This is a genomic window from Nocardia sp. NRRL WC-3656, assembly GCF_000720265.1.
Lineage (GTDB): Bacteria > Actinomycetota > Actinomycetes > Mycobacteriales > Mycobacteriaceae > Nocardia > Nocardia nova.
Genome location: NZ_JOJF01000009.1, coordinates 51,666 through 76,556 on the forward strand (window position 1 = coordinate 51,666; position 24,891 = coordinate 76,556).

Sequence of the window (24,891 nt, forward strand, 5' to 3'; positions counted from 1 at the left end):
CTCATGGCCGTCACCCGGATCGCCGCCGTCGCCGCTCATTTCGGCACCGGCATCGCCCGCGCCCTCGACAAGATCACCGGCATCGTCGACCGGCTCGCGACCGACGGCGTCGACCTGCTCGTGCTGCCCGACGCGACGCTCGGCGGCTATATCGGCGACCTCCGCAACCCGGATCCCGCCACCGGGCCGGAGGCCATCGATCCCGAGGGTCCGGAGATCCGCCTGCTGTGCCGGCTGGCCGGCGCCATGACAATCTGCGTCGGCTATGCCGAACACTGTGACGGCACCCGCTACAACGCGGCGGTCTGCCTGACCGGCGACGGTGTACTCGGCCGCCATCGCAAGGTCCACCAGCCCGCCGGTGAACACCTGGCCTATTCGGCCGGGGATCGCTTCTGCGCCTTCGACACCCCGGTCGGCCGCCTCGGCATGCTGATCGACTACGACAAGACCTTCCCCGAATCCGCGCGCACCCTGGCCCTCGACGGTGCGCGCACGATCGCGGCGCTGTCCGCGTGGCCGGCCAGTGTCACCGCCCGCGCCTCCCGGATGCCCAACGACCGCCAATCGCGTCTGTTCGATCTCTACGACCAGGCTCGCGCGGCCGAGAACCAGGTCGTGCTCGCGTCCTCCAATCAGACCGGCATCACCGGATCGCTGCGGTTCCTCGGCCAGGCCAAGGTGGTGGGGCCAGGTGGTGACATACTGGCCAAGACCTGGTCCAAGGGCGGCCTCGCGGTGGCCGATATCGACGTCGACGCGGAGGTGGAGCGGGCGCGCCGGGTGCTACGGCATCTCGCGGAACGCCGCGTCGACGCCTACCACAACCTGATGACCGGTAAAGGCGGTTACTGATGCGAATCGCACTGCTCACCTACTCGACCAAGCCGCGAGGCGGGGTGGTCCACACACTGAATCTCGCCGAGGCGCTCGCGCGTCTCGGTGCGGAGGTCACGGTGTGGACGTTGGGCCGGGGCGGCGACGCGGGATTCTTCCGCCCGGTGGATCCAGCTGTGACCGTACGTGTGGTGCCCTTCGAGGCCATCGACGGCGAAGCGGTCGGGCCACGAATTCTGCGTTCCATCAGCGTTTTACGCTCCGCGTTCACTCCGGTGGACTACGACATCGTCCATGCCCAGGACTGCATCAGCGCCAACGCGGTCGGCCGGTGCGTTCGCACCATCCATCACCTCGATACCTTCACCACACCCGAACTGGCCCGCTGCCACGACCGTGCCGTCACCGAGCCCTATGCACATATCTGCGTCTCGGCCGCGGTCGCCGCGGAGGTTCACGCCGGCTGGGATCTGCGCCCCGCCGTGATCGCCAACGGCGTCGAGTTCGACCGATTCGACTCAGCCGCAAGCGATTCGGTCACCGCATCGGCCGCCCGTCGCACCTGGCAGCGATGCCTCGGTCCCTACATTCTGGCCCTGGGTGGCATCGAACCTCGCAAGGGCAGTCTCGATCTGCTGGAGGCTTTCGCGCTGCTCCGTCGCGATCACGCCCAGCTGCGCCTCGTCTTCGCGGGCGGTGAAACCCTCTTCGACTACCGCGAGTACCGGGCTCGATTCGACGCGCGCGCAACCGAACTGGGCATCCGGCCCGTCATCCTCGGCACGGTCGCCCACGACGCGCTGCCCGCACTCGTCGCCGGAGCCGCGCTGGTTCCGTTCTTCTCCACCAAGGAGGGGTTCGGACTGGCGGCCATGGAGGCTCTGGCCGCAGGGGTTCCGGTGGTCGCGCGCGAGCTTCCGGTGCTTCGGGAGGTCTTCGGCGACGCGATCTCCTACGCCACCGATCCGACCGGAATGGCGGCAACGATGGCACAGAACCTGCGGCGCGACACGGCGCGCATCGACCGCGGCAGGGCACTCGCACGCCGATACGATTGGGAGACAGCGGCTCTCGCGCACATGGAGTTCTACCGGGCCCATCTCCGAAGTCCGCGGGTTCGAGCGGATTCCGATGCCATCGCGCCCGAGCCGACCGCGGAACTTTTCGCCCGGCAGGGTTGATCGGACCGGGGTGTCGCTCGGGCGCAATCAGCCCAGCGCTGCGCTCGCCGCCCGCAATTCGTCCAACGCCGAGAGAACATGCCGCGCCAGTTCGTCCGGGGCGTCCCGCTCCCCGTCGGTCCATTCGGCGAACCCGCGTTTGAAGGCGAGAACTCCCAGCTCACTGGCGAGGGCCGCGGTCGGGTCCGGTACATCGCGCGCGATGAGCGCCTCGGTCATCGCGGCGGCCAGCCCGACGCTCTTGAGGGCGTCGCGCTCCTGTAGTTCGGCGCTGGCGGCGACGGCCGCCTTCAGGCGGGGTGCGAGCTCGCGGTTCATGGGACCCATTGCCGCCGAGGCGCGTTCGAGGCCGGCGGCGACCGCCTCGAGGGGTGTGGCACGTTCGGGCGCTTCGGCGATGCCCTCGGCCAGTAGCCGGCTCAGCGTCTCCTGGCCGGCGACGAGCAGTTCACGCTTGTCCGGAAAGTGCCGGAAGAAGGTGCTTTTCGTGACGCCGGCGCGTTCGGCGATCTGCGCGACCGTCGTCGCGTCGTATCCCTGCTCGGTGAACAGGTCGACCGCGGCGACGACAAGGCGTTCTCGTGCGCCCGGTTCCCATCGACCCATGGGTTCATCATAAGTGATGGGACAACAGTCCCATCATCGTGGTAGCGTGACGGGACAAAGGTCCCATCACTGGAGGAGTTATCCATGCGCGTCTTCGTCACCGGCGGCACCGGACTGATCGGTTCCGCGGTGGTCGCCGAACTGCTCGGCAACGGCCACACCGTGCTCGCACTCACCCGCTCCGACGCGTCCGCTGCCGCCGCCGAGGCCGCCGGCGCCGAAGCACTGCGCGGCGGCCTCGCCGACCTCGATGTCCTGCGGGCCGGTTCCGCTCAGGCCGACGGAGTGATCCACCTGGCGTTCGGCAACGACTTCAGCAGCGCCGATGCGCTCGCCGCCACTGTCGCCGAGGAAAGTGCCGCCCTGGCGACCATGGGCGAGGAACTCGTCGGCAGCGATCGCCCCTTCGTCACGGTCTCCGGGACGCCCAGCGTGGCGGGCCGGGCATCCACCGAGACCGATCCCGTGTGGACCGACGGGCCCGTGGGTGGCCGCGGGCGGGCGGTCACGGCCGTTCTGGATTTGGCCTCGCGCGGGGTCCGGAGCACGGCCGTGCGGATGCCGCGCACGGTGCACAACCAGGGCACCGGCGGATTCGCCGGCCTGCTGACCAATATCGCCCGGCGGACCGGGGTCTCCGGCTACCCGGGCGACGGCACCCAGCGCTGGCCGGCCGTCCACGCACTCGACGCGGCAGTCCTGTTCCGCCTCGCCCTGGAGCGGGCGGAACCCGGTACCGCCTGGCACGCCGTCGCCGACGAGGGCGACCGAGTGCGAGACATCGCGGAGGTCATCGGGCGGCAGTTGAACCTGCCGGTCGAGTCGGTTCCCGCGGAGACATACGGCCCGCTCGGCCCGATCTTCGCGGCCGATCAGCCGTCGTCCAGCACACACACCCGCGAGGTGCTCGGCTGGGAGCCGACGCACCCCGGCCTGCTGGAGGACCTGACGAATATCCGCCCGTGATCGGTTGCGGGCGCGGCGACAGTGTCGGTTACCGTTCCAGGGTGAACGACCGCATGCGCCCGCTCGGTGTGGTCGTGATGGGGGTTTCCGGCACCGGGAAATCGACGGTCGGTCGTCTCCTGGCCGACCGGCTCGGTATTCCGTTCGCGGATGCGGACGATCTCCATTCGGCCGCCAATATCGCGAAGATGTCCGCTGGGATTCCGCTGACGGATGAGGATCGCGCGCCCTGGCTCGCGGCGGTCGGGGGGTGGTTGCGCGAGCGGATGGCCGAGGAGACCGGCGGTGTGATCGCGTGCTCGGCGCTGCGGCGGCGGTATCGCGATATCGTGCGGGCCGCCGCGGCCGAGGTGATCTTCGTGCATTTGATCGCCGATCGCGACGAATTGGTGGCTCGGATGTCTCGCCGCCGGGGCCATTACATGCCTGTGATCCTTATCGATTCGCAATTGCGCACGCTCGAACCGCTGGACGCCGACGAACGCGGAGCCGTGCTTCACACCGATCGGACTCCGGAGGTCCTTGTGGACGAGGCCGCCGCGCTGGTGCGGTCGATGTCTCGGTGATCGGGAGGTTTGCCCTGGCCCGCTGCCGGGAGATCTAGCTTCGACCCGTGCCGCGCAACCAGACCTTTCCGCATCTGCTCGCTCCCGGAACCATCGGGCCGATGACCGTCCCCAACCGCGTCGTTCTGCCCGCGATGGATATGAACCTCTGCGAAGACGGGGAGATCGAGCAGGGCGATATCGATCATTTCGTCGCTCGGGCGGCCGGTGGGACGGGGCTGATCATCACCGGGTGCTGTGCTGTCGCCTACCCGGTGGGCTGTGCGAGCACCAAGGAACCCGGGCTGTCCGAGGACCGGTTCATTCCTGGGCTGCGGGCGCTCGCGGACGCCGTCCACGCCGCGGGCAGCAAGTTGTGTGTGCAGATGACCCACCACGGCAAGATCGCCCGGATCGATACCGTGCAGGGGCGCCCGCTGCTGGTTCCGTCGGCGCCGAGCGGCTCCGCGGATCTGTCGGCGCTGGCCGACAACACTCCGGAAGAACTGCAGAAGCTGGCCGCCGTCACGGGCGGTAAGCAGGCCACCTATCGCGAGGCCACGCAGGACGATATCGGCTGGGTGGTGCGTTGTTTCGCGGAGGCCGCGCGACGGGTGCGGGCAGCCGGCGGCGACGCGGTCGAAATTCACTGCGCACACGGGTACATACTCGGCGGCTTCCTGAGCCGGGCGGACAACAAGCGGACCGATGAATACGGTGGCTCGCTGGCGAACCGGGCGCGCCTGACGGTCGAGGTGATTCACGCGGTCAAGGCCGAGGTCGGCGATTCGCTGGCGATTCTGGTGCGGATCGCGGGCCGTGAATTCGGTGAGGACGACGCGCTGACCACCGAAGAGGCGAAGCAGGCTTCGGCGCTGTTCGAGGCGGCCGGTGCCGACGCGATTCATGTCACCGGCTGGGGACGTAACCCGTTCTCCAATTTCACCGATGGGCCGCTACCCGACCACGTAGGCGCCTATACGGAATTGGCGGGCGAGGTGAAGAAGGCCGTCTCTATTCCGGTGATCGCGGTCGGCCGGGTGCTGCCGGAGATCGGCGACAAGGTCATCGCCGAGGGGAAGGCGGATTTCGCGGCGATGGGGCGGCAATTGCTCGCCGATCCGGACTTGGTGAACAAGCTGCGTGCCGGGACACCGCAGAACGTCCGGCCCTGCATCAATTGCTATGTGTGCGTGCAGGAGAACTTCTGGGACGACACCCCGTTGTGTGCGGTGAACCCCGCACTCGGCAACGAGAAACTCCTTCCGCTGGTTCGTAGCACGACCGCGAAACATGTCGTCGTGGTCGGAGCCGGTCCCGGCGGGCTCGAGACCGCCCGCCTCGCCGCCGAACGCGGACACCGAGTCACGGTGCTGGACAAGGCCGATCGCCTCGGCGGCACCCTCTGGTTCTCCAGCCTCACCACGCCCGACAACGAACGGCTGCTGAACTGGCTGAAGGTTCAGGTCGAGCGACTCGGCATCGACATCCGTCTGAAGACCGAGGCGACCGTGCCGTCGATCACGGCGCTGAATCCCGACGTGGTCGTGGTGGCCACCGGGGCGGTGCGGGATCGCCCGGCAGTTCCCGGCAGCGATCTGCCGCACGTGCACACCGGTGACACGTTGCGCGCCTTGATGACCGGTGTCGGCGATGTTTCGCGGGTGCCACCGTTGCTGCGTACCGTCGCGAAGCTGGGCAAGATTTCCGGGGTGACGAAGAGTCCCGCCGCGATCCGGTCGGTGACACGCCGCTTCCTGCCGATGGGCAAGAATGTGGTGGTGATCGGGGGTTCGCTTGTCGGACTGGAACTTTCGGAGTTCCTGGCCGAACGCGGGCGCGCCGTGACGCTCCTCGAGGAAGGTCGACAGCTCGGTGTGCCGATGGCGATGCCGCGGCGGTGGACGGCCGTTCGGCATGCGGGCGAGGCGGGCGTCACCATCCACCGGCACGCGACAGTGCAGCGGATCACCGAGCAGCACGTCGAGTTTCGCGTCGGCGAGCAGATATCGACCGCGCCGGCGGACATGGTTGTGGTGGCCTCCGGGGTCTCGGCGCGAGCACCCCTGGCCGATGCGCTGGCCGCGGTGGTTCCCGAAGTGCATGTCGTGGGTGATGCCGGTTCGGTCGATTACATCGAGGGCGCGATCCACTCGGCATGGAAGGTCGCGGCCGCGCTGTAATTCAGACCCGCAGGAGTTTCCTTATCCCCCAACGCATTCCGCGCCCCAGCGCCACCACGAAGACTGCGACCACAGCCGAACCGAAGGCACAGCGCAGCCAGTACGCCGCGCCGACCGGCGCCTCCCCCATGGCCGCGTGCAGGCCGTTCTGCCACGCGGCGGCGCGCACGACGACCGCCGTCACCACGAAGCCGCAGATCAGCAGGATCGGGACGCGGTGGCGGCCGAAGCGTTCGTCGATGTCGATCCGCCAACGGCTCAGCGTCCAACGCAGCAGACCGGACACTCCGATGGCGAGCGCCACCGGCACACCGGTCAGGATGGCCTGGGATACGGAGGTGCGTGGCAGCACGGCCGGCAGCAGCGACATCACGACGGCGAAGGTGACGGCGACGACCGTATCGATGCGCGGACGCACGTGGAGAGACCGGTGCCGGCGGGGCTTCGTCGTCGCGTTCGCGCGCGGGGTTGTGCTCTGCATCGTCACGGCGGTTACCCGGCGGCACCGGCTTCCGCGACGGCAGCGGTGGCCGGGAGCCGAGCCGGCCGCAGGCGCCGCCACGCCACGATGCCGACGATCGCCGCCGAAACCGCTCCCACCGCGGCGGGACCACCGACATGGAGCAGCTGATCGCTGAGCCGTTCGCCCGACAGCTGCGTGCCGAACAGGAACTCCGGATCCGGCGTCGCGTAGTTCTGCCGCCGGGAATTCAGATCGACCCCCGTGGTGGCGACCGTGGCCAGGACGTCGCAGCGGGCGCGGGCGGCGGCGTCGGTGCGCGTATCGCAGGCGGCGTGCATGCGGCGCTGCAGGGTGGCGTCGATGGCCTGGCGTGCCCACGGCTGCAGCGGTTGCTGCCGCTGTTCGGCATAGCGCAGCATGTCGTAGCCCAGGTCGTGTGCCTTGCACGCCTCGGTGAACTCGGCGGGAAGCTGGATCGGCGACGAGCAGTCACCGTCGGGATCGACCAGAATCCCGTCCTCGACCACCGGCCGATAGCCCGCCTCGGCCGCGAAATCAGCGGGCAGGGCCACCGACCACGGGTGATCGCCGACCAGATCGGCCACGGCGGCCCGAGCCGGCAGATTCTCCACGCCCGGCTTCGCCACCGCCGCCGAGGCGGGCATGGCGGGCGCGAAGGCCAGCGGAACCATGGCGGTCATCGCCGCCAGCAGCACCGAGACGACCACCTGGCGAACCTTGCCCAAGCGTCGTGGCCGGCGATCTCGGGCGGGTGCGGTGGACGTCGATTCCGGCAGGGCGCGCGGCTCGGCCGAACCCGGTGATGCGTCGGTCATGGATGCCGAAGGTAACCGATTCAGCTGAGAAAGACCGACTCGTGGGCCTCAATCCCGCATCAGCCCGATCCAGATGTGGTCCCGTGCGCGGGTCAGCGCCACCATGGTCTGCCGTGCCGCCAGCTCCGCCCGGTCGCGCTCGCTGCCGCGCATCCGGTCGACGGGCGCCGTCGGCGCGTCGGTGAGGTGGAACACCGCGGCGAAGTCCATCCCCTTGGCGCGATGGACGGTTCCCACCTTCACCGCATCGTGCTGGGTGCCGTCGTGGTGTTCGAGGGAGACGGACGGAATCTTCTTGCGGCGCAGTGCTGCTCGGATTCTCTCGGCCTGGCGGTTGGTGTCGGTGATCACGGCGATGTCGGAGTGCGGATATCCGGAATCGGCCAGGGCGGCGACCACCTTCTCCTCGGCCCGCGACCGCGAGAAGGTCTCCGCGCGGGCCGTACCACCCGCCAACACGACCTCGCTGTCACGCAGGACGAATCCGGGGGCGCCGTCCAGGTCGTCGACCGTATTCGTCGCGTCGACCCGCTTGGCGTAGTCGTGCACGGCGGCGCGATTGCGGTAGTTGGTGCGCAGCACCGCGCCGCGGCCGACGATCGGAATGCCGGCATCGGAGAGGCGCCAGCCGCCGGGATAGACCTGTTGCTGACCGTCGCCGACCAGCAGCAGCGGTGAGGTCGAGGTGCCGCCGGCGATCTGGTGGACGAGTTTGAGTTCCATCAGGGTGAAGTCCTGAACCTCGTCGACCACCACCAGGTCGTAGGGCGCGTCCAGCGGCGCCGCGCGCAGTTCGTCGATCGCCAGATCGATCACATCGTTGAAATCCACCGTCGCGAGGTCCTGCAGCGCCGCCTGATACGGCAGGTAGAGGTGCGTCCAGACGATCTCGCGTTGCGTCTTGTCCAGACGCAAGCGGTTTCGGCCCACCCGGTCGATTTTCAGGTACAGATCGCGGTCGATGCCCTGGCCCTTGATGACCCGATGCAGTTCGTCCTTCCAATAGCTCGGATTCGGTTCGATGGGTTCGAGGTGGCGGCGGGCGTTGCGCCAGGCGTGATAGAACGCGTTGTCGCCGCTGCCCAGGCGGCAGCCGATATCGCGACTGCGGAGAAAATGAGTGGTCCAGGCGTGGAGCCCGGTGAATTCCACCCGCTCACCCGCATGCGGGGCGAGGCGCCGGAATCCCGATTCGTGATAGGTCGGCAGCGTCCGCACGAAACTGGTGAAGAGCTGCCGCCCGGCGCCTTCCTTGGACAACCGCGCCATGCGGTGCAGGGCGACGACGGTCTTTCCGGTTCCGGCCGGACCGCTGAACCTCGCGGGCCCGTTGTAGTTGCGGTAGACGAGGTCGAGTTGGGCCGGATCGAGGAATGTCATCCATTCGCTGAACGGTCGCTTCAACGCCCGCGCTCGTTCTTCCTCCCGCAGCGTCGTCGCGTCGAAAAGTCCTTCGGCGGGCGAGGTTTCGGGCCCGGCGCCGCTGTCGGCGGACAGCAGCGCGAACCAGGTGTTGCGTTCGGCGACAGTCATCGCGATCTGCCGGGCGCTGCGGCTGGACAGGCTCGCTTCGGCGAACAGCCGCGCGGCGATGGTCGTCGGGTCGACCGCGACGTAGCGGGCCTCGGCCGGAGTGTCGGCCGCCTCGTCCATCAGCAGCAATACCTCGATCATATGCGGCACGTACCTGGTGCGGCCGGCGGTGAGATTCGCGAACGTCTCCTCCGCACGCCAGCGGATCCGGCGTAGTTCCGCGGCGGCCGGCACCACGTCGGTGCGGACCAGAGCGAAGACACCGCCCGGGCCGACGGCGTAGGCGTCGAAGCGATCCGAACGGCTGTTCTCGCGTTCCACGAGCACATGCCAGCCGTTGCGCATCAGCGGCACCGACAGGAATCGCCGCCAGGCCGGCGTGAGGACGGTCAGTTCGCTGAGCTGTTGCGCCACGCGCTGACGCCGCCGCTCGAAGTTGATATCGGGCATCTCGGACCCCCTTGCCGGCGTAGCCGGGCGGGTCCTTCGGTGGAGCCGCCACACCCCTGGCTACCAAAACCTCTGTCTATCAAGGTATTACATTGCACAAGGGAGCGCAGAGGATATGGTGCGGCGAATGTCGGCGGGAGCGGTTACACCGGCTGATCCCGTTCGGCGGCATCGAGATCCGGCGCCCACGCGACGCCGTTGATGTGACTGCCGCCGTCGACGAACAGGGTGTTCCCGGTGAGATAACGCGATCCGTCGGAGGCGAGGGCGATGCCGTGGGCGAGTTGTTCGTCGGACTTGTTCTCGACGCGGCCGATCGTTCCCCCGCCCCAGGCGTTGTTGACCAGGACGTCGATGGATCCGTAGTCGGAAACCGCTGTCCCTACCGCGTTTTCGACGTCGGCGCGGTCGCGGATGTCGGCCGCGACGAACCGGCCGCCGATCTCGTCGGCGACCGCGCGACCCGATATTTCGTCGAGGTCGGTGATCACCACCCGTGCGCCTTCGTCGGCGAAGCGGCGGGCGATTCCGGCTCCGATGCCGGCGGCGGCACCCGTCACCAGGGCGACCTTGCCGGCGAGTTGGCCGCTCATCGCGCCACCCCTTCGATTCCGGCGGTCAGCAGATCGCGGGCCGCGGGATCGCCGTCGACCGTGCGGGTGGTGCGGGCGGTGATCTGCCAGCGGCCGTCGATCCGGCGCAGGGTGAAGTGGTTGGCGCCGGTGCGGGCCACGACGTTGCGGCCGTTGTGCTGGACCACGAGGATCGATTCGCAGACCGCGACGGCGTCGTCACCGTCGACGGTGGCCACCGCCGGACCGTGGAAATGCAGGCAGCCACGCCCGATCAGGCCCTGATGAGCCTCGGAGCCGACCATGGCGGCGACATCGGCGCGACCGCGCATCTGCCAGTCCTCGACGTCGTAGGTGCCGTCGGCGGACCACAGGTCGGCGGCGGCGACGTTGCCCGCGTCGACCCGCGGGCCGTACGAGGCGATCAACCGCTCGATCGCGCGTTCGTCCTCGACGCGGGCGAGACGTCGGTGCAGTTCGGCCAATTCGGTCACGGCGAAATCCTTCCGATGGGCAGGCGGGCCGGACATCGCCGCGACGTCGGCGGTCCGGTCCACTCGCATCGAGTAATAGCGCGGACCACGCAGAGGTGGTGGCCCCGTTCCGCCCATCGGGACCGGATCCGGACCGGCCGATCGGTTCCGGTGGCGCGGATCACCACGATTCGGACGCCCTGGTTCGACCGGACCGCACCGATGTAGCCTGTCCAGCCGGTGGCGATGGCGGCCCCGGGCCCGTCACGCCGCTTCCCGCATCACCCTCTTCACGTCTCGGAGGTCTGCCATGACGACGTTGTCCTCGCCGCGTCCGGACGGTCCGGCGGCATCGCCGAACCGCTACGAACGCTTCGTCGCGCTGGGCGACAGCCAGACCGAGGGGCTGTGGGACGGCGACGACGGCAACGGCTTGCGAGGCTGGGCCGATCGGCTGGCCGAGCGCTTGGTTCAGGACAATCCGGAGATCCGGTACGCGAATCTGGCGGTGCGTGGTCGCCGCCTCGCCGAGATCCGCGACGAACAGCTCGACGCCGCTCTGGCGATGGAACCGGATCTGGTCGGCATCTGCGCGGGCATGAACGACGTCACGGCGCCCGGCACCGATCTCGTGGCCGCACTGGACCTGATGGAGGAGCTGTATGCGAAGCTGACCGCCTGCGGCGCAACGGTTGTGACGACGACCTTCCCGGACGTGCGCCGGATCGTGCCACTGGCCGCCCGCTACATCGGACCACGCGTCGACCTGATCAACGATCGAATTCGCCTGTGCGCGAGCCGATACGGACTGCGCCTGGTGGATCTGTACGGGGCTCCCTCGATGGTCGATCTGCGCATGTGGAGCCCGGACCGGCTGCACGGCTCCGAACTGGGCCACGAACGGTTCGCACTGGCCGCCGCGGAGGCACTCGGCCTCGACGGCGCCGACCACAGCTGGGCCCATCCGCCGGACGGCTCCGAGCGGTTCCGCGCGGCCGGCGCGGCCGGCGAACTCGCCTGGGTCGCAGCGACATTGCGTCCGTGGGTCTGGCGGCGGCTGCGCGGCGTGTCGACCGGTGCGGGCCGACCGGCGAAACGCCCGGAGCTGGTGCCGGTCACGCCCGGCGGAATGCCCTGAGAAGCGGGACAATTCGCCGCGGCCGAGTTTGTCCGCTTCGCCGGAAACCGAATTTTTCCCCGAGTCGGATCACCCGCAGCCCCCGTCGATGCGGTAAACAATTCGGGTGGACAGTGACGGTCGACAGGACCGACGCGGGCTGAAACTCCTCACCGACCGCAGCGGCGAGCCGGGCGGATTCGTCGCGTCGGCATTCGAGCCGATCCGGCTGACCCAGGCGCGTCGCTGGGCCGAACTGTCCGTCGCCGAACTCGCGGACGCGGCAGGTCTGTCCGCCGCGGTCGTCGAACAGTACGAGATCGGCGCCGTGCAGCCCGATCCGGACGTTCCGGCCGACCTGGCCCGGGTCTTGAAAGTCCCCGTCGAGTACTTCGCCACGGGGCGCCCGATGTGCCGGATCGACGCCGCGGACGTGCATTTCGACGATCCCGGTTCCGCGTCGGCGTCGGATCGCGCGAAGGCGGTGGTGTTCGCGGAGTACATCTGGGAGTTGGCGTACACGCTGGGCTGCCGGATGCGGTTTCCGGCGCTCGACCTGCCCGCCCTCGAGCAGCGACTATCACCCGCCGACGCCGCGCGCCTGCTTCGCGACCACTGGGGAATCGCTCCGGGCCCGCTGGCGCATCTCGGCGCGACCCTCGAGTCGCGCGGCATCGTGGTGGCTCTGGCGCCGGCGACGAGCGCGGCCATGGCCCGGGTCGGCACCTACGCCACGCACACCTGGGGCCGCTCGCTGATCGTGGTGGCCGCACGGCATACGCAATGCGTGTACGGCTACCGGTTCGCCTGTGCGCGCGCACTCGGTCATCTGCTGCTGCACCCCTGCCCGCTGCCGGGAGATCGAACTCAGGCGCTGGAGGCCGACCGGTTCGCCGCCGAACTGCTCGTTCCCGCCGAGGAGATGGACCGGCTGTGTCCGTCGCCGATTCACTTCCCCAGCCCGGCGGCGCTCGCGCGCCAGTGGGGTGTGCCGGCCGAGGTGATCAGGCGGATCGTGCGGGACCGGACGCCTCGGATGCGCAGCATCGAAGCGACCCGGACCCTGCACCACGACCGCGAGCCGGTCGCCGAATATCCCGGCGAGGGCCCCGGCCTGCTCGCGGAGGCCGTGGTGCGCGCGCACAACGCGGGGTTCGGGCGTACCGAACTCACCGACGAATTGCGGTGGAACTCATGGCTTCTCGCGGAAGTCCTCGGCGAGGCGCAGATCGGCCCGCACCTGTCGGTCGTGCACTAGCGGCTCAGCCCCGCACTTCCCGCATCACCTTCGCGAACCCCTCCATCGCCGGCTCCAGCACGGTGACATAGGAAAAGCCGTACCGTTCCCGGCGTTCACGCATCTGATCGGCCATCTCGGCGGGCGTGCCGATCAGCAGGGTCGGCGCGTCCAGCACCTCGTCGATGCTCAAATGATCCATCTGCGCGGCGATCTCGGTGGCGGCGGCCTTGCGGTCGGTCGTTTCGACGACCTGTTGGACGAGGATGTTGAATTCCGGATCGCGGTCGTACTCGGTGACGAAACGCCGTGCCGCGGCGACGCGTTCGTCGACCGTCTCGGCACTGGACAGGCGCATCGAGCCGTCGGTGGCGCCGGGGACGGGTTCGCCGCCGGTGAAGGCGATGATGTCGGCGTGGCGGGCGGCCAGCCGCAGCATGCGGTTACCGCTGCCGCCCAGCAGGATGGTGGGCCGCGGTTCGGGCAGCAGCCGCCGGAGTTCGGTCAGGGTCTTCTCGAGGTGGTCGACCCGGGTTCGGGGGGTGCCGAATTCGATGCCGGCTTCCTCGAATTCGTCCCGCACGTAACCGGTTCCGAGACCGAGTTCGAGCCGGCCGCCGGTGAGCTGGGCGGTGCTCACCACGTCGCGGGCCAGCAGGACCGGGTTCCAGAACGCGGCGTTCAGGACGAAGGTGCCCACTCGCGGGCGTTCGGCGGCCTGCGCGGCGGCGAGCACCGACGGGAAGGGCGCCGGAAGTTCCAGGTGGTCGGGGACCAGCAGCACGTCGTAGCCGAGGGATTCGGCCCGCCGGCATTTCGCGGCCCACTCGTCGGCGGACCCGGGGCTGAGGAAATTGACTCCGAAGCGGAATTCGCGCACCCCACGACTCTATAGGCGGCTACTCGGCCATCGCATGGTCGCGTTCGACCACGCTGGTGGGCACCTTCGGCAGCGCGTTCGGATGCTCGGTGCGCAGCCAGGCCAGCAGTTCCTCGCGCACCGCGCAGCGCAGCGTCCACACGTCGTCGGCATTGCGGGCCGACATGGAGGCGCGGACCTGGATGCCGAAGGGGGTGCTGTCGGTGACCAGCAGATTCCAGCTGCGGCCGTCCCAATCGTCACGGGTGCGCAGATAGTCGCGCAGATGTTCGCGTAGTTCGGCGACCGGCGTGCTGGTGTCCAGATAGAGGAAGACCGTGCCGGTGATCTGCGGGCCGCCCTTGGACCAGTTCTCGTACGGTTTCGAATTGAAGTACGAGACCGGCATGGTGAGGCGGCGGTCGTCCCAGATACGGACCGTGAGGAACGACAGCGTGATCTCCTCCACCGTGCCCCACTCCCCCTCGACCACGACGGTGTCGCCGATCTTCACCGAATCACCGAACGCGATCTGCAGGCCCGCCACGAGATTGCCCAGCGTCGACTGCGCGGCGACACCGGCGATCACGCCGATGATGCCTGCCGAGGCCAGCAGCGAGGTGCCGAGGGTCCGCAGATTCGGGAACAACAGCAGGATCGCGACCGCGGCGGTGGTGATCGCCAGCACCGTGGTGATGATGCGCCGGACCAGGGTCAGCTGCGTATGCAGCCGCCGCACCTTGGCGATGTCGAGGGCGCGGTGCGCGTACTTGTCCAGCGTGTTCTCGGCGACCGCGTCGACGGCGCGCATCACCACCCAGGCGGCGGACAGGATCGCCACCGCGGCGAGGATGTTCAGCACGACGGCGTCGTGGCGCAGGTGGATCTCTGCCAGCGGATAGGTGAAATGCAGGGCGATCGTCGCCAGGAACACCTGCAACGGCAGGTGGACGCGACGCAGTAGACCGGGCAGTCGGTTAGCGGGATGCTTCTGCGCGGCGTGATTCAACAGGCGGTCGACCACCGCGCCGAGTGCGATGGTCGCCGCGAGCGTCGCGGCGAAGACCACCAGCGGTCGAAGTACCTCCTCCAAGGCTTCCAACTCCTTGCGATGGCTGTATCTCGGGCTTGCTGTCTCTCGGGTTTCCAGCCACGCTACCGAGCGAAACCGGAGGTCGCCGCCGCTCGCAGCTGTGCGAAATCCGACACTTTCGCGACCTGCGCCGACGCGGTGAATAGTGTTTCACCGCAAGGCTTCCGGGTATTTTCCTCGCTCATCCGGGGATCACTCCAGGCTGACACGCACCGCATGGGCCGGGTGATACACGCCGGGTCCGTCGCGGAGCGTAGCCGTGGATACGCCCGCGGGCGCAGGCACGATTCCCCGAACCGTCCTACGCTGGGTGCATCGTGATTTCGTTTTCCCGGTGAGGCGGTTGCCATGACCGATTTCGACCCCGCGGTGTTCGGGTCGCCGAGCGTCCGCGTCGGCACGGCCGAACGTGAACAGGCCGCGGCCGCGCTCGGCGACCATTTCGCGGCCGGGCGCCTCGAGCTCGACGAATACGACGAGCGCGTGAGCCGCGCCTATGCCGCGAAAACGGCCGCCGACCTGATCGTCCTGTTCGCCGACCTGCCGCGTCCGCAACCAGCCCCGCCGGCCCGCCCGCAGCGCGAGCAGCGGCGGCCACGACCGATGTTCCCGGTCCTGCTGCTGGCCGCCGTGGTGGTCGGTGTGGTGATCGTCGCCACCACACATATGATTCCGTTCTTCGTCTTCCCGGCGCTGTTCTTCCTGTTCATCCACCACCGCCGCGGATACGGCCCGCCCGGATACGGCCCCCGGCGGCACTACCGCGTGTGAACGCACGGCACGGAGCCGGTTCGCGCGGACATGCGCAAGATCGGTCAAGCGCGAGATAACCCGCGCCGACCACACTGAACGGTGTGACGACCGGACGTGACCGATTACGGGAACTGCTCGATTCAGTTCTCGACGAGAACAACACCACGCTCAGCGCGATGGCGCAGGGGGCCTTCGTCTCGCCCTATCACTTCTCCCGGCAATTCTCGCGCGGCACCGGCGAGTCGCCGGTAGCGATGCGGCGGCGGGTGCTGCTGGAACGCGCCGCCTGGCAGTTGAGTGGTGGGGCGGCGGTGACGGACGTCGCCTTCGCCGCCGGATACGACTCGGTCGAGGGGTTCAGCCGGGCCTACAGCCGCGCCTACGGACATCCGCCCAGCGCGACGCCGGCCGCATCCCGCACCCGTTGGCTTCCCGCGGTGAACGGGATCCATTTCCACCCGCCGATGTCGCTGTGGGTGGAGGGCGAACCGAAAGGCAGACACGATATGGATCCGACGTCGCTGCTGCTGCACCACGACGTCGAGGACACGCGCGAACTCCTCGACAGGGCGAAAAGCCTGGACGACGATCGGTACCGGCGGCAGCGTTCGACCGCGGCGGTGCTGTCGTGGGACGGACCGGACGCGTCGATCGCGACCGTCCTCGCGACCCTGGTGTGGACCAAACAGGTGTGGCTGGCCTCGATCGAAGGCACCGATCAACCCGACCGCGGCTGCGACGACCTCCCCGAGCTGACGCGGCGATTCGAGCAGGTGGTGCCGCGATGGCTGGATACCGTCCGCGACATCGACCGCCGCAGCGGCTGGGACGACACCCTGATCGACGCCCTGTGCGAACCGCCGGAGAGTTTCGTCCTCGGCTCGGTGATCGCCCACGTTCTCACCTATTCGGCCTACCGGCGACTGCTGGTGCGCCAATGGATCGACAGCGAATTTCCTGATCAGACAACAGAACACGACAACGGCGACCCGATCATGTGGTTGCGCAAGAGAGGATGACCATGCCCCGCACCGTCTACTACACCGCCACCACCCTGGACGGATTCATCGCCACACCGGACCATCGGCTGGACTGGCTGGTGACCCGGCAGGTCGACAACAACGGACCGATGGGTTATGACACGTTCATCGCCGATATCGGCGCCATCGCCATGGGCGCCAACACCTATCGGTGGATCCTCGACAACCATCCCGATATGGAGTGGCCGTACGCGATGCCCGCGTGGGTCCTCACCCACCGCGACTTCGACCCGCGCACCGACGGGGCCGACGTGCGGTACACCCAGCAACCGGTCACCGTCGTGCACAAGGAGATGACCGAGGCCGCGGCGGGCAAGAGCATCTGGATCGTCGGCGGCGGCGAGCTGGCGGGGCAGTTCGCCGACCACGGTTTGCTGGACGAGGTGTGTGTATCGATCGCGCCGATCACGCTCGGGGCGGGACAGCCGCTGCTGCCCCGCCGAGTCGAGCTGAAGCTCACCGAACTTGCCCAGAACGGCGAATTCGCCTGCGCCCGTTACACTCTCGTCCGCTAGCCGCGACCGCGGACGGCGGGCCCACGGTTGTCCCAGCGGTTATGCGACTGTGAACCCGCCGTCCACCGGCAACACCGTGCCGGTGACGTAGTCCGCGTCGATGACATAGCGGATGGCATCGGCGACATCGGCCGGGGTGCCCACCCGGCCCGCCGGCACGGATTCGGCGGCGCCGCGGAACTGCGCGGCCCGCTCCTCCGGCGACAGGAACGACCACCACGCGGTATCGATCACGCCGGGGGCGATCGCGTTCACCCGCACCGGGGCAAGTTCCGCGGCCAGCGGGGAGACGATGCGTTCGATGGCGCCGTTGACGGCCGCGAGGGTCACCGTGCCCGGCAGCGCGGCCCGCGCACTGGCCGCCGACACCATGGTGATCGAGCCGCCGACCCGGGCGTGCTGAATCGCGGACAGGTATCCGAACAGTTTGCCGTCGAATCCGGCCCGGACGTCGTCGAGGGCGACCTCGCGCAGCGGTCCGGCGCCGGTCGCGCCGGGGCTGAACGCGAGGACCAGGTGATCGAACGCGCCGATGCGTTCGAAGAATGCGGCGATCTCCGCCGCGGACGTGCCGTCGACCGCCTCGGCCGCGGCGACCCGATCCTGCACGGCCGCAAGCTTTTCCGGGTCACGGCCGGTGACGACGACTTCGTGGCCGGCCGCGGAGAACGCCTCGGCGGCGGCCAGACCGATGCCCGAGGTTCCACCCATGATGACGATGCGCATGGCGCGCCTCCAAGTTCTAGTTTCTAGACGTTGCGTCTCGTATCAATCTAATTCGAACCGCCGCGTCTTGTAAAGTGGCGGCATGACGGGCGACAAGCAGGTCGGCAGGCCGCGCAGTGAGGATCGGCGGCGCGCGATCCTTTCGGCGGCGATGGCCGAGTTGCGCGAGAAGGGCTATGCCGCGCTGACGATCGAGGGCATCGCGGCGCGAGCGGGGTCGGGCAAGCAGACCATCTACCGGTGGTGGCCGTCGAAGGCGGATGTGGTGCTCGAGGCGATGCTCACCGAGGTCGCCGCGGTGATCGCGGTACCCGATACGGGCTCACTACCCGGGGATCTCACCGCATTTCTGGCCGATACGTTCCGGCAGCGCGGACAACGGCCGGTGCTGGTGGGGTTGATGGCGCAGGCGCTGCTGGATCCCACGTTCGCCCAGGCCTTCCGGGATCGGTTTCTGTTCAGCCGCCGAGATGCGTTGCGGCAGATCATCGATCGCGCGATCGCACGGGGCGAGGTTGCCGCCGATATGGATCCGGACCTGATGATCGACGTGGTGTACGGCGTGCTGTGGTATCGCCTGCTGCTCGATCATGCGCCGCTCGACGACGAATCGGGGCGGCAGCTGGCGGATTTCGTGGTGCGCGCCGTGCGGTGAGGACGACATCCGACAGATCGTTCCCCTCCGGAGCCGGGTGCGCCCGCGCGCACGGCATCGGCCGTGATGGTCGTGCGCGCGAGGCCGTTACGCGTCAGGCGCCGGGCGGCGGAGGCAAGGGACGGCCGTCGGGGCCGGTCGGCGGCGGGCACGGCTGACCGTCGGCGCCGGTGGGCGGGGGCAGCGGCTTGCCGTCCACACCCCGCGGCGGCGGCAGCGGGCGACCGTCCGGGCCGATCGGCGGCGGCGGGCAGCCGTTCTGCGCGGCCGACGGTTCGACGGCCTGATGCTGTACCGGTGCGAGCGGAGCCGCCGCCTGCGCGGCCGTCAGGCCGAAGCCCGCGATCGCGGCGGAGGCGAGAAGTGCGGCAGTAGTGCGAATCATGCCGATTCCTTGTCTCGAAAGGTGTTGTCCGTCATGGGTTTGGACGCTCCCGAGACGCAGCGGTTCCACCGAACCGGAGATGTGAGTCAGCTCACAGTCGGGCGGCGGTGAGGACCATGGTGGCGTACGGCATCGTGAAGCCGCCACCCATCGCGTCGATGGCCGCGCCGACGCCGGCGAGCACCTGATCCACCACCTCCGCCGGAGCTCGCGTCAGCGTGCCCTGGGTGGGCATCTGGTCCAGCCACTCGTCGCGGGTGTAGCGACGCTCCCAATCGAAGCGCCACCGCTGCACCTCGTCGAATCCGTCGGCATCGCGAATCCCGTTGGTGGAGTTGACGAGTATCGGCTCGTAGGGATCCCCTGCCCGGTCGGGGCGGGTCGGCGGACGGAACGGCGAATCCGGGAGCAGGCGGCGGTAGACCTCGGCGAAGGCCTCGGCCACGGCTGGCGGCAACTCGAAGGCGTGCCAGAACAACGCCAGCAGACCTGCGGGACGCAATGCCTGCGCCGCCGTGCGCGCACCCTCGATCGGATCGATCCAATGCCACGCGGTCCCGGACACCACGGCGTCGAAGACGCGCCCGGCCGGATCCCACTCCTCGAACCGGGCCACCTCCACGTCCAGACCGTCACGGCGCGCGAAGTCGGCCATTCGGGCGTCGGGTTCGACACCCAGCACGGTGCGACCCGCGGCGCGGAACTGCCGCGCTTCGATGCCGGTTCCGCAGCCGGCGTTCAGGTAGCTCCGGCCCGGGCTCGCGGCGACGATGCGGTCGATCACGGCTTTCGGGTACGGCGGGCGGGTTCGGTCGTAACGGGCCGGATCGATGCCGAAGGATTCGCCGGTCGACCGGCGCTGGTCGGGCGTGATCGCCGGTGCGGGCGGTTCGGTGGAGGACATGCGCCCACGCTAGGACGAGCCAACAAGTTCGTCAACTATCAGTTGACGAATAGGAGAGTGTCAATGTGTGGTTGACGTAAACTCGCGGGTTCCAGCTCGTTGCCTGCGCTCCTCACCGTCCCCACGCGAGGGTTATTCGCGTCGTCGCCAGAAAATCCGCGGTCAGTTCGCGCAGGGCCAGGAACTGCCCGCCCGTCCCGTATTTCCTGCGCAGACTGCCGAAGTCGGTGAACGCGGCCGCGGCGGCGATCTGATTGGAGTCGGGGATGCGGGTCGGGAACAGCCGCGGCAGCGTGCGATTGGCCTGCAGGATCTCCAGGGTGGTGCGGTGGACCGCGGACGATCGCCGGTACTTGGTGACCACGACCCCGAGCTCCTCCAGCGGGTCGCCCCAGCGCGCGGCGAGGTGGCGCAGATGCGCCTGCACCGGCGGAATTCCGTAGGTGGACATGATGTCCGGGATGGTGGGGATCATGTACCCGTCGGACAGCCGCAGACCGTTCTGGGTGATCGGGCCGAGATTCGGCGGGCAGTCGACGAGGACGTAGTCGTAGTCCTCGAGCACCCCCGACAGCGCCCGGGCCAGCACCGCGGTGGGCTCGCCGTGGCGCAGTGCGGGCATCTCGTCCTGCAGCGCAATCAGTTTCGGCGAGGCGGGCAGCAGATCGACGGTGGTGACGGCGTGCATGGGCGACACCTCGCGCTGGATCAGCGCGCGCACATCGGGCGCGGGCCGCCCGGCCAGCGCGGCGGCGAAGATCGCGGCCAGGGTGTGGCCGGCGGAATCCAGTTCCACCGAGCGGTTTTCGCCGACCATCATCGCGGTGAGATTGGCCTGCGGATCCAGATCGATCAGCAGGACCCGCTTGTCGAATTCGGCGGACAGGATTTCGGCCAGCGCGGCGGTGGTGGTGGTCTTGCCCACCCCGCCCTTCAAGTTGAAGGTCGCCACCACGTACGGGCGCGAGCGGCCCGGCGTGCGCTCGCCCTCCCAGATCCGTTGTGGCCGTTCCAGCCGCAGCACCCGGCCGGCCCGGGTACGGCCCAGCCAATCGAAACCGTCCTCGTCGCCCGTCGCCGCGTTCGCCGGCTGCGCCGCGTCGAGCGGACCCACGACCTCGACCGATTCCGTGCGCTGTCCGGATAATGTCTCGCTTCGTAACTCCACCAGCCCGAGAGCCTCCATTCGCACAACCGTCGGCACGGTGCGCTACACCTTAATGATCGACACGCGCTGCGGCACTGCGCGACACCGGCCCGCGAGGCGGATATTCGACGACTTTTCCTGCGATATTGCACGTTCGGCGCGGTGGGCGGCGAAGATACCAGAGTGCGAACGAAATTCTCCTCCGAACTCGCGGCGCTCACCGAAGAGCTCGCTCATATGGCTCGGTTGGCACACGAGGCGGCCGAACGCGCCGCGGTGGCGATCGAGAACGCCGATCTGACCGCTGCCTACGAGGTGTTCGCGCTGGAGGAGAGAATCCAGGCCGAGCACGCCAAATGTGAGGACCGGTCGGTGATCCTGCTCGCTCTGGAGGCGCCGGTCGCGCGGGATCTGCGCAATGTGGTGACCGCCATCCAGATCGCGGAGGATCTGTCCGGCATCGCGGGCGGGCTCAGCCGGGTGGCCGACGGCGTGGTGCGGAAATTCCCGGAACCCGTGGCGCCCGAGGACATCACGCATCAACTCTCGGCGATGGCCGCGGCGCTGGTCGACCTCACCGCCGCGGCCATCGCGGTGATCTCGGCCCAGCAGGTGGAACCGGACACCACGCTGATCCCGCCGGATCCGGCGATCGAGCAGCTTCAGCAGCAACTGCTGCGGGCGGTCGCCGACGACGGCTGGCAGCACGGCAATGCGATGGCGGTCGAAACGGCCCTGCTGGCACACCATTTCGAGCGCTGCGCCGCACACTGCGTGCGGATCGGGCGGCTGATCCGGTTCTTCCACACCGGCGTACCGCTGTCGGCGCAGACCGACGAGGAGTGAGCCGAACTCACACCCGGGCAGGAGCGCGTGAGACTCGAGGCAGTCCCCGGCGATTCCCACTCAGCCTGCGGAATCTCTCGGCGAGAGATACGCCGGCAGGACCGCATTCACCAACCAGACTCCGTTGCCGGTGCGGTAGAACGACTGCCCGTCACGATGCATCCGCTCGGCCGCGACGTCGAAGACCACCGGGCGCCCGTGCCTACCGCCCACCGCGCGTGCGGTTTCCACATCCGCCGACAGGTGGACCGCATGCCGGCGCATCGGACGCAGCCCCTCGGCCATGATCACATCGACCAGATGCTCGGCCGTGCCGTGGAAGAGGATCGGCGGCGGTTCGACCGCGGTGTAGCCGAGCTCGACCGGAATGGAATGTCCTTGCCGGGCGCGGATCGATGTGCCGCTCTCGTCGAATTCGTAGCGCTGCTTGTTGTTTCGGGCGACCACCGCGTCCAGGTCGGCACGAGTGATCGTGGTTCCGGCAGCGTTCGCCTGCCGCAGCAGGACCTCCACCGGCACCCAGCCGGCCGCGTCCGGTTCCAGGCCGATTCCCCCCCGGATCGTGCCGCAACCATTTCGACAGGCGCTTCGACAAGCGCACCAGTTCTCGATCGTTCATAGTTCATCACCACAATGGCATGCCACCGCGAACCGGCACCAGCGAATTCCGTCCGGCGGGCTCCCGTCGTGCTCGGCGGCGGCCTCCGTGGTCCCGCGCACCACCGTCTCCGACCGCGTCGCTCCCCCCAAGGTGCTCCGAGCCCACCCAGTAACCTGGGCGCATGACAGCTGTTGCAGATCGTTCACTCGGCCCGGAACTGGCACGTACCGAGAGCATCGGCCCCGATACCGATGTCCTCGTGGTCGGACTTCTGTCCACCGACGACGGGCCCGTGATCGCCGCGGCCGACGTTTTCGACGGGGTGCTCGATGCCGGCACCCGGGAGCAGTTGCTGGCCTCGCTGCTGGCCGTCGGCGCGAAGGGGAAGGCCGAGGAGCTGACCCGGATCCCGGCACCGGACGGGCTCGGCGCGACCAGTGTGCTCGCGGTCGGACTCGGCGGACAGGACGCGCTGGATGCCGAGCAGATCCGCAAATCCGCCGGTGTGGCCGCCCGCTCGCTCGCCGGCACCGCCACGGCCGTCACCACGCTGTCCGGACTGGATCTGGGCGCCGCCGCCGAGGGCTTCTACCTCGGCGCCTACACCTTCACCACGTTCAAGTCCGACAAGTCCGCGCCCAAGCCGGCCGAACAACCGCTGCAGCGGGTCGAATTCCTGGTTCCCACAGCCGATTCCGGCGAGGAGGAACTGTTCCGCGCCCAGGCCGTCGCCGAGGCGGTCGCGACCGCGCGCGATTTCGTCAACACTCCCCCGAACGCGCTCTTCCCGGCCGAATTCGCCGAGCGCGCAGCCGAACTGGCGCGGGCGGCCGGACTCGAGGTGGAGATCCTCGACGAGAAGCAGTTGGAGGCGGCCGGTTACGGCGGCATCGTCGGCGTCGGCAAGGGCTCCTCGCGCCCGCCGCGGCTGATCCGCATCACCTACTCCGGCGGGGACACGAAGGTCGCCCTGATCGGTAAGGGCATCACCTTCGACACCGGCGGCATCTCGATCAAGCCGGCGGCCAATATGGAGAATATGACCTCCGATATGGGTGGCGCCGCGGCGGTCATCGCGACCACTCTGGTGGCGGCGCGGCTCGGGCTCCCGATCACGGTCACCGCGACGGTGCCGATGGCCGAGAACATGCCCTCGGCAACCGCGCAGCGTCCGGGTGATGTGCTCACCCAGTACGGCGGCACCACGATCGAGGTCATCAACACCGACGCCGAGGGCCGGCTGATCCTGGCCGACGCGATCGTGCGGGCGGGCGAGGACAACCCGGACTACCTGATCGACGTCGCGACGCTGACCGGCGCGCAGATGGTCGCACTCGGCACCCGCACCCCCGGCGTGATGGGCACCGAGGAGTTCCGCGACCGGGTCGCGCGGCTGTCGCAGGAGGTCGGCGAGAACGGCTGGCCGATGCCGCTGCCCAGCGAACTGCGCGCCGACCTGAATTCGAAGGTCGCCGATATGGCCAACGTGTCCCCGCACCGCTGGGGCGGCATGCTGGTCGCCGGAACCTATCTGAAGGAATTCGTGCCCGAGGGTGTGCAGTGGGCGCATCTGGATGTGGCGGGTCCGGCCTACAACACCGGCGGGCCGTTCGGCTACATCGGCAAGGGCGGCACCGGCGTTCCCGTGCGCACGCTGGTCGCCGTGTTGACCGATATCGCGGGCGAATAAGCGGCACAAAGGCATTCGAGAACCCCGGCGGCACGCTCGGACGTGGCCGTCCGGGGTCTCGGTCGGCGTGTGACCATCGCCGCGGGGATCGAGCCGCGGACGCTTACTCCGCGGACAGATCCCGCAGATCGGCCTCCAGCGCGCGCTTGCGCTCGATGCGTTTGCGGGCGTCGTAGTCGCGCATGCGCTGCGGGTAACCGGTGCGGCCCACGTCGTAGACGGGAATCCCCAAGCGGCTCGACAATTGGCGCGCGCCGCGCTCGCCCACGACCCGGCGCGTCCATTCCCCATCGGCGGCGATAAGTATCGCTGTGACATCGGTCACTGTCGTCTTGGGTTCGATATACGCCTCGACGCCCACGTGGGTGCGCACCCAGTCGGCCAGATACCGGATATCTGAGGCATCGGCGCCTCTGCCCGCGCGGCCGCCGCGGAAACGATCGAGCAACCCCACGGCCGCCTACCTCCTGTTCGCATGTCGGGTGCGGGCGCTCCCGATCCATCGATAGTGCCAGCTGTCGGGCATTTCGGGCGGATGCCCAGGTCCGCCGTGGGCACCGTGTCCCGACCCGGCGGTTTCGCGCGGGGTGTCGAATCAGACACGCCGAGCCCGACGATCGACATCGAGGCAGCTCTCCGCAGCGGCACGGATGCTGTGATGTCGCCATGGGCCCGCCG

Annotated in this window: 27 protein-coding genes; 13 read left to right on the top strand and 14 right to left on the bottom strand. The window is 68.8% G+C overall.

Translation table 11 applies throughout. From position 1 onward, the window contains the following. Positions 1-3: 3 nt before the first annotated feature. On the top strand, positions 4-855 hold the full coding sequence (locus tag IG65_RS0113755; RefSeq protein ID WP_030515297.1) for a carbon-nitrogen hydrolase family protein: 852 nt from the start codon (positions 4-6) through the stop codon (positions 853-855). After that, positions 855-2,018: an MSMEG_0565 family glycosyltransferase gene (locus IG65_RS0113760; RefSeq protein ID WP_081879473.1), complete on the top strand. Its 1,164-nt coding sequence runs from the start codon at positions 855-857 to the stop codon at positions 2,016-2,018. Before IG65_RS0113755 ends, IG65_RS0113760 begins: the two co-directional genes overlap by 1 nt. Before the next feature lie 27 nt (positions 2,019-2,045). On the opposite strand, the gene IG65_RS0113765 is transcribed toward IG65_RS0113760, so the two are convergent. Then, complete coding sequence (locus IG65_RS0113765) at positions 2,046-2,624, bottom strand: TetR/AcrR family transcriptional regulator (protein ID WP_030515299.1); 579 nt, start codon at positions 2,622-2,624, stop codon at positions 2,046-2,048. Between the two features lie 84 nt (positions 2,625-2,708). Here IG65_RS0113765 and IG65_RS0113770 point away from each other — a divergent pair, with 84 nt between their 5' ends. From IG65_RS0113770 to IG65_RS0113780, 3 genes are read left to right on the top strand one after another with little or no spacing between them, the layout of a single operon-like run. Further along, the gene (locus IG65_RS0113770) at positions 2,709-3,590 is read left to right on the top strand and encodes an SDR family oxidoreductase (protein WP_030515300.1); all 882 of its coding nucleotides are present in this window, start codon (positions 2,709-2,711) and stop codon (positions 3,588-3,590) included. 53 nt (positions 3,591-3,643) lie between these two features. Then, positions 3,644-4,156, top strand: coding sequence for a gluconokinase (locus IG65_RS0113775; protein ID WP_030515301.1), 513 nt, complete (start codon positions 3,644-3,646; stop codon positions 4,154-4,156). Positions 4,157-4,203: 47 nt separating this feature from the next. Then, positions 4,204-6,318 (top strand): FAD-dependent oxidoreductase, encoded by a 2,115-nt coding sequence (locus tag IG65_RS0113780; RefSeq protein ID WP_030515302.1) that lies wholly within the window; start codon positions 4,204-4,206, stop codon positions 6,316-6,318. A 1-nt stretch (position 6,319) separates the two neighbouring features. Here IG65_RS0113780 and IG65_RS0113785 read toward each other — a convergent pair whose 3' ends face one another. The 5 genes from IG65_RS0113785 to IG65_RS0113805 form a co-directional block, all read right to left on the bottom strand. After that, the gene (locus IG65_RS0113785) at positions 6,320-6,736 is read right to left on the bottom strand and encodes an alpha/beta-hydrolase N-terminal domain-containing protein (protein WP_030515303.1); all 417 of its coding nucleotides are present in this window, start codon (positions 6,734-6,736) and stop codon (positions 6,320-6,322) included. A gap of 74 nt (positions 6,737-6,810) precedes the next feature. Then, a complete protein-coding gene (locus IG65_RS0113790) occupies positions 6,811-7,617 on the bottom strand; it encodes a hypothetical protein (RefSeq protein ID WP_036524421.1) in 807 nt (268 codons plus the stop codon). Positions 7,618-7,665: 48 nt separating this feature from the next. Beyond that, entirely contained in the window at positions 7,666-9,600 is a 1,935-nt protein-coding gene (locus IG65_RS0113795) for a UvrD-helicase domain-containing protein (protein WP_030515305.1), read from the bottom strand. A gap of 143 nt (positions 9,601-9,743) precedes the next feature. After that, positions 9,744-10,193, bottom strand: coding sequence for an SDR family oxidoreductase (locus IG65_RS0113800; protein ID WP_030515306.1), 450 nt, complete (start codon positions 10,191-10,193; stop codon positions 9,744-9,746). Then, positions 10,190-10,666, bottom strand: coding sequence for a nuclear transport factor 2 family protein (locus IG65_RS0113805; protein ID WP_030515307.1), 477 nt, complete (start codon positions 10,664-10,666; stop codon positions 10,190-10,192). The genes IG65_RS0113800 and IG65_RS0113805 overlap by 4 nt, the downstream gene beginning before the upstream one ends. 289 nt (positions 10,667-10,955) lie before the next feature. On the opposite strand from IG65_RS0113805, the gene IG65_RS0113810 reads away from it, so the two are divergent. Further along, positions 10,956-11,783: an SGNH/GDSL hydrolase family protein gene (locus IG65_RS0113810; RefSeq protein WP_051755953.1), complete on the top strand. Its 828-nt coding sequence runs from the start codon at positions 10,956-10,958 to the stop codon at positions 11,781-11,783. 106 nt (positions 11,784-11,889) lie between these two features. Further along, complete coding sequence (locus IG65_RS0113815) at positions 11,890-13,020, top strand: helix-turn-helix domain-containing protein (RefSeq protein WP_051755956.1); 1,131 nt, start codon at positions 11,890-11,892, stop codon at positions 13,018-13,020. A 4-nt stretch (positions 13,021-13,024) separates the two neighbouring features. On the opposite strand, the gene IG65_RS0113820 is transcribed toward IG65_RS0113815, so the two are convergent. Together IG65_RS0113820 and IG65_RS0113825 are read right to left on the bottom strand one after the other, a co-directional pair. Beyond that, positions 13,025-13,879: a TIGR03621 family F420-dependent LLM class oxidoreductase gene (locus IG65_RS0113820; protein WP_030515310.1), complete on the bottom strand. Its 855-nt coding sequence runs from the start codon at positions 13,877-13,879 to the stop codon at positions 13,025-13,027. A gap of 19 nt (positions 13,880-13,898) precedes the next feature. Continuing rightward, positions 13,899-14,951 (bottom strand): mechanosensitive ion channel family protein, encoded by a 1,053-nt coding sequence (locus IG65_RS0113825; RefSeq protein ID WP_030515311.1) that lies wholly within the window; start codon positions 14,949-14,951, stop codon positions 13,899-13,901. A gap of 348 nt (positions 14,952-15,299) precedes the next feature. On the opposite strand from IG65_RS0113825, the gene IG65_RS0113830 reads away from it, so the two are divergent. The 3 genes from IG65_RS0113830 to IG65_RS0113840 all read left to right on the top strand — a co-directional run bounded on the left by IG65_RS0113830 (position 15,300) and on the right by IG65_RS0113840 (position 17,259). Further along, positions 15,300-15,722, top strand: a complete 423-nt coding sequence (locus IG65_RS0113830; protein WP_051755959.1) for a DUF1707 domain-containing protein — start codon at positions 15,300-15,302, stop codon at positions 15,720-15,722. Positions 15,723-15,805: 83 nt separating this feature from the next. Then, positions 15,806-16,723 (top strand): helix-turn-helix domain-containing protein, encoded by a 918-nt coding sequence (locus tag IG65_RS0113835; RefSeq protein WP_197039835.1) that lies wholly within the window; start codon positions 15,806-15,808, stop codon positions 16,721-16,723. 2 nt (positions 16,724-16,725) lie between these two features. Beyond that, positions 16,726-17,259, top strand: a complete 534-nt coding sequence (locus IG65_RS0113840) for a dihydrofolate reductase family protein (RefSeq protein WP_030515314.1) — start codon at positions 16,726-16,728, stop codon at positions 17,257-17,259. Positions 17,260-17,298: 39 nt separating this feature from the next. On the opposite strand, the gene IG65_RS0113845 is transcribed toward IG65_RS0113840, so the two are convergent. After that, positions 17,299-17,985 carry an SDR family oxidoreductase gene (locus tag IG65_RS0113845; RefSeq protein ID WP_030515315.1) on the bottom strand — a complete coding sequence of 229 codons (687 nt, stop codon included), beginning with the start codon at positions 17,983-17,985 and terminating at the stop codon, positions 17,299-17,301. Between the two features lie 82 nt (positions 17,986-18,067). Here IG65_RS0113845 and IG65_RS0113850 point away from each other — a divergent pair, with 82 nt between their 5' ends. Beyond that, positions 18,068-18,640, top strand: a complete 573-nt coding sequence (locus IG65_RS0113850; RefSeq protein ID WP_030515316.1) for a TetR/AcrR family transcriptional regulator — start codon at positions 18,068-18,070, stop codon at positions 18,638-18,640. Positions 18,641-18,734: 94 nt separating this feature from the next. On the opposite strand, the gene IG65_RS0113855 is transcribed toward IG65_RS0113850, so the two are convergent. From IG65_RS0113855 to IG65_RS0113865, 3 genes are all read right to left on the bottom strand, one after another. Continuing rightward, entirely contained in the window at positions 18,735-19,025 is a 291-nt protein-coding gene (locus IG65_RS0113855) for a hypothetical protein (RefSeq protein WP_030515317.1), read from the bottom strand. A gap of 91 nt (positions 19,026-19,116) precedes the next feature. Next, positions 19,117-19,929 carry a trans-aconitate 2-methyltransferase gene (locus IG65_RS0113860; RefSeq protein ID WP_030515318.1) on the bottom strand — a complete coding sequence of 271 codons (813 nt, stop codon included), beginning with the start codon at positions 19,927-19,929 and terminating at the stop codon, positions 19,117-19,119. A gap of 112 nt (positions 19,930-20,041) precedes the next feature. Continuing rightward, positions 20,042-20,884 carry a ParA family protein gene (locus IG65_RS0113865; RefSeq protein WP_030515319.1) on the bottom strand — a complete coding sequence of 281 codons (843 nt, stop codon included), beginning with the start codon at positions 20,882-20,884 and terminating at the stop codon, positions 20,042-20,044. Between the two features lie 375 nt (positions 20,885-21,259). Between IG65_RS0113865 and IG65_RS0113870 the strand changes: the two genes are divergently transcribed. Then, the gene (locus tag IG65_RS0113870) at positions 21,260-21,922 is read left to right on the top strand and encodes a phosphate uptake regulator PhoU (RefSeq protein ID WP_030515320.1); all 663 of its coding nucleotides are present in this window, start codon (positions 21,260-21,262) and stop codon (positions 21,920-21,922) included. Positions 21,923-21,982: 60 nt separating this feature from the next. Here the strand turns inward: IG65_RS0113870 and IG65_RS34680 are convergent, their stop codons facing one another. After that, positions 21,983-22,441 (bottom strand): RNA 2'-phosphotransferase, encoded by a 459-nt coding sequence (locus IG65_RS34680; protein WP_197039836.1) that lies wholly within the window; start codon positions 22,439-22,441, stop codon positions 21,983-21,985. Between the two features lie 263 nt (positions 22,442-22,704). Here IG65_RS34680 and IG65_RS0113880 point away from each other — a divergent pair, with 263 nt between their 5' ends. Further along, positions 22,705-24,213, top strand: a complete 1,509-nt coding sequence (locus tag IG65_RS0113880) for a leucyl aminopeptidase (protein ID WP_030515321.1) — start codon at positions 22,705-22,707, stop codon at positions 24,211-24,213. A 103-nt stretch (positions 24,214-24,316) separates the two neighbouring features. Here the strand turns inward: IG65_RS0113880 and IG65_RS0113885 are convergent, their stop codons facing one another. Further along, entirely contained in the window at positions 24,317-24,667 is a 351-nt protein-coding gene (locus IG65_RS0113885) for a hypothetical protein (protein ID WP_030515322.1), read from the bottom strand. Between the last annotated feature and the right edge of the window lie 224 nt (positions 24,668-24,891).